At 35.0% G+C, this 10835-nt stretch carries 9 protein-coding genes and 2 pseudogenes; 9 read left to right on the forward strand and 2 right to left on the reverse strand.

The window, feature by feature from the left end; translation table 11 throughout:
- The 5 genes and pseudogenes from WBY99_RS06190 to WBY99_RS06210 all read left to right on the forward strand — a co-directional run.
- A pseudogene (locus WBY99_RS06190) lies at positions 1–196 on the forward strand (lipid A biosynthesis acyltransferase); the annotation flags it as partial.
- Between the two features lie 12 nt (positions 197–208).
- On the forward strand, positions 209–1171 hold the full coding sequence (locus WBY99_RS06195; protein ID WP_423975462.1) for a glycosyltransferase family 2 protein: 963 nt from the start codon (positions 209–211) through the stop codon (positions 1169–1171).
- Between the two features lie 48 nt (positions 1172–1219).
- Entirely contained in the window at positions 1220–2080 is an 861-nt protein-coding gene (locus WBY99_RS06200; RefSeq protein ID WP_423975463.1) for an alpha/beta hydrolase, read from the forward strand.
- Between the two features lie 18 nt (positions 2081–2098).
- Positions 2099–2866 (forward strand): alpha/beta hydrolase, encoded by a 768-nt coding sequence (locus WBY99_RS06205; RefSeq protein ID WP_423975464.1) that lies wholly within the window; start codon positions 2099–2101, stop codon positions 2864–2866.
- Positions 2867–2974: 108 nt separating this feature from the next.
- A complete protein-coding gene (locus tag WBY99_RS06210; protein WP_423975465.1) occupies positions 2975–3532 on the forward strand; it encodes a 3'-5' exonuclease in 558 nt (185 codons plus the stop codon).
- Between the two features lie 60 nt (positions 3533–3592).
- Here the strand turns inward: WBY99_RS06210 and WBY99_RS06215 are convergent.
- Positions 3593–4026: pseudogene (locus tag WBY99_RS06215) on the reverse strand (transposase); the annotation flags it as partial.
- A gap of 201 nt (positions 4027–4227) precedes the next feature.
- On the opposite strand from WBY99_RS06215, the gene WBY99_RS06220 reads away from it, so the two are divergent.
- From WBY99_RS06220 to WBY99_RS06230, 3 genes are all read left to right on the forward strand, one after another.
- On the forward strand, positions 4228–5493 hold the full coding sequence (locus tag WBY99_RS06220) for a hypothetical protein (RefSeq protein ID WP_423975466.1): 1266 nt from the start codon (positions 4228–4230) through the stop codon (positions 5491–5493).
- Positions 5494–5691: 198 nt separating this feature from the next.
- Positions 5692–7050, forward strand: a complete 1359-nt coding sequence (gene pyrF / locus WBY99_RS06225; protein ID WP_423975467.1) for an orotidine-5'-phosphate decarboxylase — start codon at positions 5692–5694, stop codon at positions 7048–7050.
- 100 nt (positions 7051–7150) lie between these two features.
- A complete protein-coding gene (locus tag WBY99_RS06230) occupies positions 7151–7855 on the forward strand; it encodes a DsbA family oxidoreductase (protein WP_423975468.1) in 705 nt (234 codons plus the stop codon).
- 63 nt (positions 7856–7918) lie between these two features.
- Here WBY99_RS06230 and WBY99_RS06235 read toward each other — a convergent pair whose 3' ends face one another.
- Positions 7919–8719 (reverse strand): DUF4846 domain-containing protein, encoded by an 801-nt coding sequence (locus tag WBY99_RS06235; RefSeq protein ID WP_423975469.1) that lies wholly within the window; start codon positions 8717–8719, stop codon positions 7919–7921.
- 149 nt (positions 8720–8868) lie between these two features.
- Here WBY99_RS06235 and WBY99_RS06240 point away from each other — a divergent pair.
- Positions 8869–10835 (forward strand): aminopeptidase (locus tag WBY99_RS06240; RefSeq protein ID WP_423975470.1); only part of this gene is annotated, 1967 nt, incomplete at its 3' end.

The raw sequence follows: 10835 nt of genomic DNA on the forward strand, positions 1-10835 counted from the left end.
AGTGAAGCGAGGTTACTATCAGATCAATTATTACAGAATTTATCCTGATGGAGAAAAATTTGTTGAAAACGAAGTCGTTAAGAAATTTCATCATTTATTAGAAAACACCATTAATAAAAGACCCGACAATTATCTTTGGTCGCACAGAAGATGGAAATACCAGAGTGCAATTAAATTCATGGAACCCAAAAATTAATCCTTATTAAAATTGAATTTAGCCATTGTCATATTAAATTGGAACGGAAAAAATTGGTTAGAAAAATTTCTTCCCAACGCGATTTCTCATTCCGAAAACGCCGAAATTCATGTGATTGATAACGCATCGACAGATGATTCTATCCATTTTCTACAATTAAATTTCCCAGAAGTAAAAATCGTTCAGAATTTAAAAAACCACGGTTTTGCAGGCGGTTACAATGAAGGTTTAAAGAAAATTGATGCCGAAATATATTGTTTGTTGAATTCTGATGTTGAAGTTACCGAAAATTGGCTGAAACCAGTTCTGAATTTATTTCAAACTGATGAAAATATTGCTGCAATTCAACCGAAAATTTTAGATTATAACCGAAAAGATTATTTCGAATTTGCAGGAGCTGGAGGCGGTTTAATCGACAACTTGGGTTATCCATATTGTCGCGGAAGGGTTTTTGAAAATTTAGAAAAAGACAACGGACAATATAACGATGAAACCGAGATTTTCTGGGCTTCTGGTTGTTGCTTTTTTATCCGTTCGAAAGATTTTTGGAAGCAAAATGGTTTCGATGAAAGATTTTTTGCCCATCAGGAAGAAATCGATTTGTGTTGGCGTTTGAAAAACACAGGAAAGAAAATTTTCTATACCGGAAAATCTACTGTTTATCATGTTGGTGGCGGAACTTTAAATAAACAAAGTCCACAAAAAACGTATCTCAATATTCGGAATAATCTTTCGATGATGCTGAAAAACCTTCCTTTCCCAAAATTGATTTGGTTGCTATTTTTCCGATTATGTTTGGATGGAATTGCCGGAATTTATTTCGGTTTAAAGTTTGGTTTCCCGCATCTTTGGGCGGTTGTGAGAGCGCATTTCGGATTTTATGCACAATTTCTTGGAACTTTGAAACTTCGTCAGAAAAAACAAATAAACTCTTATTATCAATCGAAATGGTTGATTTTTAAGCATTTTCTTTAAGATAAATTCAATATTTCTGATAAATTTATCTACATTTATATCATTGATATGAAAATAGATATTTACTTTCTTCTGAGCATTGCTGTAATTGTAATCCTGATTTTGGGTTTACTTATTTATTTCTTTCAGCACAGATTTTTTTTTCATCCAGAAAAACTTCCTCCCGATTTCAAATTCGCTTATGAACATTTAAAAGCCGAAGAAAAGACAGTGGAACCAGAACCTGGCGCAAAAATAAATTACCTTCATTTTCAAGTGGACAATCCGAAAGGTGTTGTGATTTATCTGAAAGGAAACACCAAAAGCATCAAAGGTTGGGGGAAATTTGCGATTGATTTCACAAGATTAAATTACGAAGTCATCATGATGGATTATCGTGGTTTTGGAAAAAGCACCGGAAAACGTACTGTTGAAGCCATGAAACGCGATTCGCAATTCATTTATGACATCGTGAAAAAAGAATATTCCGAAGATAAAATTATCGTGTATGGAAGATCTTTAGGTTCCGGATTTGCCGCAAGATTGGCTGCCAAAAACAATCCGCGAATGTTGATTCTCACTTCTCCACTCTACTCGCTTTTGCGCGCTATTCATCGTTATCTTCCGTTTATGCCTGCAAAACCTTTTTTGCGCTACAATATTCCGACTTTTCATTATTTGAAAAATGTGCGTTGTCCCATTAAAATAATTCATGGTTCCGACGACAATTTGGTTCCGATTAAAACAGCAATTGATTTGTCGGAAATTAACCCGAAATTAACAAAGCTTTATGTGATTTTGGGAGCCGGACATATTAATATTCATCAGTTTGAGGAATATCACCGCGCAATGGAAGAGATTTTTGAGGAGCGAAAAGTTTTTATCGACATGAATAAAACGAGCATGAATGAAAGTCACCGAAAAAATTAGTTTTCTTAAATTTGCGCCATGTCAGAAATCATTAAATATTTTCAGGAAAAAGTAGTTTTTTTACCCGTAATTTTACCCGATCATCACGAGTTCGATTTTGATAAAAAATTCGAAGAATACTTTTGGGAAACGCGGTTTGAAGGAAAAATTAATGCGCTTCATTTCAAAATTGAAAATCCAAAAGGAGTGCTGCTTTACTTTCACGGAAACTCCGATAATCTTCACCGATGGGGAAAAATTGCCAGTGAATTTACCCAGTTTGGTTACGATGTTTTGGTGATGGATTATCGTGGTTATGGGAAAAGTTCCGGACCGAGAAATGAAGAGTTGCTCTATTCTGATGCGCAATTTATTTATGATTTTGCAAAAAAAACTTATGGTGAAGAAAATATTGTGGTTTACGGAAGAAGTTTGGGCGGCGTTTTTGCCATTAAAGTTGCCTCCGAAAATCAGCCAAAAGCTTTAATTTTAGAAGCTGCATTTTTTAATCTTCAGGATATTGTAAACCGTTGGTTGCCAAAGAAAGTGACTGATCGTGTTTCGCCAAAAATGAACTATCATTTTCTGTCGAATGAAAATATCTTGAAAGTAAAAATTCCACTTTATCATTTTCATGGAACGAAAGATTTTATTGTTCCGCTGAAATCGGGAAAAAAATTATTTGAAATTTTCGAAAAAACAAATCCAGAAATTTCGAAAAAATTCATTGAAATAAAAGGTGGAAGTCATGATGATTTGGCTTCTTTTGAAGAATTTAACATTGAATTAAAGAAAATTTTAGAATGAAAACTTTTTTTTTCACTGATTTGGCTGCTTATTTTTAAACCACAAAAGCGAATGTATTTTGCTCATGCTAATATTTTACTGTTTAATGCAAATAATATCAAACCTCAAATGATTAACTTCTGTGCCATCGATTTTGAAACCGCAACTCATGAACGAAATTCCGCTTGTGAAATGGGAATTTGTGTGGTAGAAAATGGAGAAATCGTCTCTACAAAAACGTGGCTTATCAAACCGCCAAGTTTTCCATATTTTCATCCTCGGAATATTGAAGTTCATGGGATTACTCCTAAAGAAGTTGAGGATGCACCGACGTTCGATGAGATTTGGCATGAAGCCCAAGAATTAATGTACGGCAATTTGATGATCGCTCACAACGCTGGTTTCGATGCTGGAGTTTTGCGAAGTTGTCTGGATTATTATGGTTTTTTTAAACCAAAATTGAATTATTTGTGCAGTATTTCTTTAGCCAAAAAATCATGGAAAGGTTTACCAAAATATGGATTGAAATCTTTGGCTGAACAGCACAATATTCAATTTAATCACCACAGAGCTGGTGCTGATGCTGAAGTTTGTGCAAAGATTTCTCTGCTGGCTTTTAATCAATTGATGCTTACCAGAAATGAGGAAGTTACGGAGGTAATGAAAAAAAATCTCAAAACATTATAACAAATCACAGCCATCAGAAAGTTCTTATAAAAAGAGTAAAAATTTCTTGAAAACCCTGGTTTAAAAGGAGATACTTGTTTGTAGGACGAAATTATCTCTACCGAAAAGTATATTTTGTGGCGTTTTTTTGGCTTCTTTTACGACGGGTTTTAGTTCGTTTCAGATGTAATCCAAGGTAAGATAGTGCATCAAACATATTTGGATTTTCTCACAGAAGTTGCTGAAAGCTGTTTTTGTTATTACAATAAAACCGTTTGATGAGTTCGAGCAGCAAATAACTAATCAATGCAACATAAATTTGTGATTTTACTGTGTTTTCGCTTGTGCCTAAAAAGGTTTTGATTTGTAGGTTTTGTTTCATCGCCTTGAAAAAAAATTCAATGTCCCAACTTTTTTTTGTACAAGTCGACAATCGTTCTTGCAGACCAGTACGACTGATTGGTTATGATCTCTATTACTTTGCTTTCATCTTCTTTGTCAACCATTTGGACTCGACCTTTGCAGCAGTGTGCGGACGAACGGCAAACTTGTCCCCCAGAAACTGAAAGCGTTTTTTGATGCAATTGAGTACTGTAACTGATGAAGAAAAAAAAGAGTGAATCCCCACATCGGTTTGGTAATATGGCAAGAGAATTGATGCAAAGCAAAAATACTATACATTATAAATTAATCACCAAACTAAAAAAAGAAACACCATGACCGTCAACACTTTCGACGACCTTGTTTCTGGCATTCAGAATGGAGAAAAAGACATCACCATCAGCAGAAGCATCTTGTGTAATTACAGCATTATATTGCCAAAAGGAGTCAACCTCAACGGTCAACCTCAGGAAAATGGAGAATTACCCTTGCTTTCTTTTCAACATTCTGACGGAATTGGGGTAAGTGCCAACAATTCGGTGAAAAACCTCAACATTGATGTTCCTACCCATCATAAAGCTATCTTTAACACGACTGTTCAACAAGATTTGGGGACTTTTACTTTTGAGAATTTATTGGTAAAAGGGCAAGTTTCTATTATTACAAGGGTTGGTGTTGAGAAAGCAAACATCATCATTAATAATCTGGATATTCATTCCGCAGACGCTCGACATTATTTGGAGCAACCACAAAAGTATGGAGTAAATGTACTGCAAGGCGCATTGACGATTTATAATATTAATCCAAATGTGGACAGTCTTGTTTCGGTTGCAGTAAGCAATTTAAGTATCGGAAGAAAGAATGCTCCCGTTTCTGGTTGTGGCGTTTTTATTTCGGGTTTTGGCGACCAAGGGGGCAGAACAGAAATTTCAAAACTGCATACTAAAGCGATTTATTCTAACGGAAAAATACCTTTGGGTGTTGCAGATTATATCACCGGCGGCGTGTTCATACTGTATGGCGCGCACGCCAATGAAGTGATAACGGATGGCGAAGTAATTACTTATGGAGTAAACGATATGGTTTTAGACGTTTGGGGAAGTGTGGATGATTGGACGAGCAATGCACCGATCATTTCTTACGGACCAAGCGGTGTTGGTTTTGTGAATTTTGGTATGGTGAAGAACTTTACCGTAAATGCACCTCTACAAACTTATGGACTTGGTGCAAGAGGCTACAATCAATATGACGGAACAGTTGACAATATTTCATTTCAATCGATTGAAACTTTTGGCGACGGCTCTGTGGGCATACAAATAAGTAAAAAGATAGGAACCCTTACCGTAAATGGAGATGTAACCACGCACGGTTCTATCGGTGCTTCATTGGTAAAAGGGGTTTATATTGATTTGCCTGCTTATGCCTTGAGTATAAAAAACGGCGGCGCAGCAACAAACATTACCATTAAAGGAAACATCGCTACTTACGGCGACCATGTAACTTCTTATATTGTAGAACAAGGCGGAAACCCAGGATTACTAACCGTAGAAGGCAAAATTACTGCAAGCGGACAAAATTCTCAAATAGAAAAAACAGAATAGAAATACTATTCTTAATAATGAAGTTTGCGTTTTGTCTGCAAAACAAAAATTGAAAGCCCGAATCCTTCGAGTTCGCAACGTTTTGGTTGCAATACAAGAATTATTGCTACCACGCTCCCACTTTTAATACTTTTTAACCTTTCAATACTCCCCGAAAATTCATTGAAAACCTTAACTTTGTGATAAAGTAAAAAGTAAATGGAAAGTAAAAAAGATTTTTTTCTCGAATGCTATAAATTAGGCATTATCAAATTCGGTCGGTTTACCTTAAAAAGCGGTATTGAAAGTCCGTTTTATGTTGATTTAAGACCACTTGCATCAGATCCCAAAATTCTGAAGAAACTCGCCAATTATCTTTTGGATATGCTTCCTTTGGATAATTTCGATCTCATTTGTGGAGTTCCTTATGCAGCACTTCCGATGGCTACAGCGATGTCTCTGGAAAGTTATTTGCCTTTAATTATTAAAAGGAAAGAAGCCAAACAATACGGTACAAAGAAAATATTGGAAGGAATCTTCACTTCCGGGCAAAACTGTTTACTCGTTGAAGATGTGATTACTTCTGGCACTTCATTGTTGGAAACGATTCCAGAAATCGAGAATGAAGGAATTACCGTTTCTGATATTGTGGTGGTTCTGGACCGGCAACAAGGTGGAAGAGAAATATTGGAAAGTAAAGGTTTCCGTGTTCATTCACTTTTCACAATTTCCGAAGTTTGTGCGATTTTGAAAGAAGAAGGTCATTTAACAGATGATGAAGTAGAAAGAATTAATGAATTTCTCGCTGGAAATGTAATTCAATTTGAAAAAGAAAAAAGAATTTCTTACGAAGAAAAATCAAAAATTTGCGATCATTCGGTCGCTCAAAAATTACTGAAAATTGCGATTGAGAAAAATTCGAATCTTATTGTTTCCGCAGATGTTACTACTACTCAGGAATTATTAGCTTTGGCTGAAAAAGTTGGCCCACACATCGTTGCATTGAAAACGCATATTGATATTTTACTGGATTTCGATCATGACCAAACGATTTTACCTTTAAAAGATTTAGCCACCAAATACAACTTCCTTTTAATGGAAGATCGCAAATTTGCCGACATCGGAAATACTCAGGAATTACAATTTACCCACGGAATGTATAAAATTTCAACTTGGGCAGATTTCGTTACCTCACAAGTTATTGCAGGTTACGAATCGCTGGATTGTTTTAGAAATGTAGGAATTGTTGCCATTTTAGGAATGTCTTCGAACGGAACTTTAACCGATGCTCATTATCGCGAAGAAGCCACCAATATTGCATTGTCTCATCCTAATGTTTTTGGTGGAGTTTCTCAAAATAAAATCCCGAACGAATTGCTTCTCTTCACACCAGGAATAAATTTGGCAGATTCTGGCGACGGAAAAGGGCAGCAATACAACACACCAGAACACACTTTCACCCAATTAGAAACCGATTTCATTATTGTAGGTCGCGGAATTTATAAATCTGCTGACGTCGAAAAATCTGCTTTAAGTTATAAAATCGCAGGTTGGAATGCTTATCTTTCGTCCTTATAATTTTTCAAAACCAATTAAAGAACTTATCCTATATCAATTCATTTGAATAGGTTAAATCTTAAATTTGTTTCATTATAAATTAATTAGTAATCATCACTTTATGAAAGTAGATATTTGGAGCGACATTCGTTGTCCGTTTTGTTATGTTGGAAAAAAGAATTTCGAAAAAGCTTTGGAACAATTTCCAGATAAAGAAAAGATTGAAGTAACATGGCACAGTTTTCAACTCGATGCTGACTTGAAAACACAACCTGAACGAAATCCTTTAGAATATTTCGCCGAAGCCAAAAGGGTTTCTGCCGAGCAAGCGAAAGAAATGCACAATCATGTTTCCAGAGCAGGAAAAGAAGCCGGAATTGAATTTAATTTTAACCATCAAAAAATAGCAAATTCTTACCGAGCACATCTTTTATTGCAATTGGCAGCAACCAAAAATCTGGCGAACGAAACAGAAGAAGCCTTATTTAAAGCCCAGTTAATCGATGGAAAAAACATCGATGATGAAGCTACTTTAATTGAAATCGGAAAATCGGTTTCGTTAAACGAAGATGAAATAAAAGAAGCTTTAGTTTCAGACGACTTCGGAATGGAAGTAACCCGAGACATGATGCTGGCGCGACAAATGGGAATAAGCGGTGTTCCGTTTTTTGTGATTAATGATAAATATGGAGTTTCCGGAGCGCAACCTCCAGCAGCATTTACAGAGGTTTTAGAGAATTCCTGGAAAGAGTTTTCTGCAGGTGATAAAGGTTTACAGATTATTTACGGCGGAGAAAGCTGTGATATTGACGGAAATTGCGATTAACAATTTCTAGTGCATTAAATTAATAATTAAAAAACGGAAGTTTGGGAAACCAGATTTCCGTTTTTACTTTAAGTTGTGAAATCTCTTAATGGAAGTTGGTTTGAAAATATATTTCGCAGTAACAGTTTCTGGCACATCAACATCGAGTTCATACCAAGGTGAAAGTTGTGGATTTCTGTGATTGACCAAAACATGAATATCCTGCGCAGGCATAAAACTCTCAGCTAATAAATATAACTTTTTACCCGATATATTTCTGGCAACGCCCACAATAATCACCGAGTGACCAGGACTTCCTGGTTTGATTAAAAAATCTCCTGTTCGAATAGCAGCATTATTTTTAATAGGAATTGATTCCCGATCCAAAGAAATCGTTCCTGCATATCTGAAAATAAGTTCCAAGTATTTTTGGAAATTTTCGTAGGAGTCATCGACATTTCCTGTGTTTGTGAAACTTACTTTATTCTTTAGTTCTTTAGTTCTAATTCCATTTTTAAAATCGTTCCATGGAAAAAATTGTCCACTTGTAAATTCAAATCCGATTTCATCAAATCTTTTATTTAACCATAAATATTCAGCGTAGAGGCGAATCCAAGCATCTGCACATTGCTGTAAGTTTTTCTCGCCGACATCAATCCGTAAGATTGCAACATGGTGTTGCTGCTGATTTATCGGAATTCCTGTAAAATCTCTCACCGGAAAATTCGGAGGATGAAGCGGAAAATTATTCAGAAATTCGCTGAAACTTCCGGGCTGTTCATTCATCCAAGAAAAACCTTTTGGTGGAGTGAAACGAGTACGGATCGTAGATTTCGATTCATCGATGACCAATGGCATCGTGCTCTCAATTACTTGAGAAAACACATTTTGAAATGAAATTAACAGCAATAATAATCCAAATCGTTTCAATTGGTACTTTATTTAAAGATTATCAAAATTACTTATTATTTCTAAATACCAAAAAATAGCACTAATTTTTAAAAAACATCGTTATATTTGAGCTACGATTGAAAATGAAAAGATATTCTACAACCCTCTTGTTTCTCTTAGTTTTTGTTGGAATTTCTGCACAGCAGGATACCATCAACATTACTGCAAAAATAACTGAAAATAGCAATCTGATTTCTGTTAACCAAGAAATTATTTACTACAATAACACTTCATTACCTTTAAAAAAGATAAAACTCCTTAATTGGATTTCAGCCTATAAAAATAAAAACACACCACTTCTTTCCCGTAGCATACAAAATCGAAAAAACGAAATGTATTTTGCCAAACGTGAAGAATTAGGAAATACTGCGGAATTGCAAATTGAATCCTTGGATTGGGAATACCTTTCGGGGCATGATGAAAATATTTATTTTCCACTTTCTAAAGAATTGAAACCAGGGGAACAGGTAAAAATATCCTTAAAATACATCCTCCATATTCCTGACCAAAAATTTACCGGTTATGGATTTGCAGACCAAAAATTTTCTTTAAAATATTTTTTTATTGTCCCTGATCGTTTCGAAGACGATAATCAAAATCCGAAATATTATCGAAATATTGAAGAAAATCAAAGTCCTGACGTTTATTGGAATGTTACTTTTGAACTTCCGCAAGATTATTTTGCAGAAAGTAATTTGGTGCAAATGAAGCCCAATTCCTTTGAAGGAAAACTAAATCAAGATCCAGAATTCTTCATTTCTAAAGAAAAAACCGAACAAATAATTACCCAAGTAGATGGCAAAAAAATTGAAATCGACTTCGGCTATCCATTAACACCAACCAAAAAACAAAGTTTAGAATTCTATCTTCCGCTGCAACTTCATTTCATAAAAAATAAAATAGGAAACCTTCCGACGAAAATTTTCATTAGCGAAAAATTTAGAAAAGATGAAGGTTTTACCGGAATCAATGACCTCAAATTCTGGAAATTCCATTATCAACTTTTTAAAGAAAATGAACAAACCGACCTTCATTATTTCAGTATTTTATCAAAATCGATTGTGCAAAGAATGGCTATTTTTGATAAAAGCAAAGACCATTGGTTGCTGAACGGATTTAAGACTTATCTGGAGATTCAATATATCGACCGTTATTATCAGGATAAAAAGCTCTTGGGAGATTTGCCAGATCAATTAAATTTTTTCGGCATGCGACCGCTAAAATTGATGCAGGTTTCTAAACTGAAACTCAGCGAAAGATACGGACTGGCTTACCAATACATCGTTAACCAGAATCTGGATCAAAAAATCAATGAACCTTTTGAAAATCTAAGTAATTTCAATGCCACTGCGATCAGCCATTTTGAGACAGGAAGTCTTTTTTCCTTTATCGCAGAGAAAATGGGTCAAGAGAATTTTGATGATTTTCTGAAGGATTATTTAACTCAATATTCGGGGAAACCAGTTGATCAAAAAGTATTTTTAGATGAACTTTCCTTGGCATCAGGATACTCGTCTGATTTTTTAGAAAAATTTATTCAACAAAAAAACCGGGTGAATTTTAAGTTAAAACGTTTTACTAAAACTGGCGATAACTTTCAGGTTAAGGTATCAAAAAACACCACCCAAAAGATTCCTTTCAAACTTGAAACTGAAGAAGAATCTGGTAAAAAGGAAACTTTTTGGTTTGATACCGACGATTCAAAAAAGATTGTAGATTATAATATCCCACAATCGAATGCTGAAAAAATCATCATTAACGACGGTTATATTTTCCCCGAGAAAAACTTCCGCGATAATTATTTATACACCGAAGGATTTTTTGCTAACAGAAAAAAAATTAAACTCAAGGTTTTTAAAGATATCCCGAATCCTGAATATAACGAAATTTATGTGAATCCGCGCTTCAATTTCAATGCTTATGACAAGGTTTTATTTGGTTTTAACTTTAAGAATGCCTCTTTATTTGAAAGAAAATTTCAATATTCTTTTACTCCTTATTTTAGTTCGGGTACTGGGCAACTTGCAGGTGCTGGTGGGGTGGCTTATTC

Source organism: Kaistella sp., from assembly GCF_049588135.1.
Classification (GTDB): Bacteria; Bacteroidota; Bacteroidia; order Flavobacteriales; family Weeksellaceae; genus Kaistella.

Bases quoted from the DNA above. Each gene is read 5' to 3' on its own strand.
- WBY99_RS06200 (WP_423975463.1), top strand. From the start codon at position 1,220: ATGAAAATAGATATTTACTTTCTTCTGAGCATTGCTGTAATTGTAATC.
- WBY99_RS06205 (WP_423975464.1), top strand. From the start codon at position 2,099: ATGTCAGAAATCATTAAATATTTTCAGGAAAAAGTAGTTTTTTTACCC.
- WBY99_RS06210 (WP_423975465.1), top strand. From the start codon at position 2,975: ATGATTAACTTCTGTGCCATCGATTTTGAAACCGCAACTCATGAACGA.
- WBY99_RS06220 (WP_423975466.1), top strand. From the start codon at position 4,228: ATGACCGTCAACACTTTCGACGACCTTGTTTCTGGCATTCAGAATGGA.
- pyrF (WP_423975467.1), top strand. From the start codon at position 5,692: ATGGAAAGTAAAAAAGATTTTTTTCTCGAATGCTATAAATTAGGCATT.
- WBY99_RS06230 (WP_423975468.1), top strand. From the start codon at position 7,151: ATGAAAGTAGATATTTGGAGCGACATTCGTTGTCCGTTTTGTTATGTT.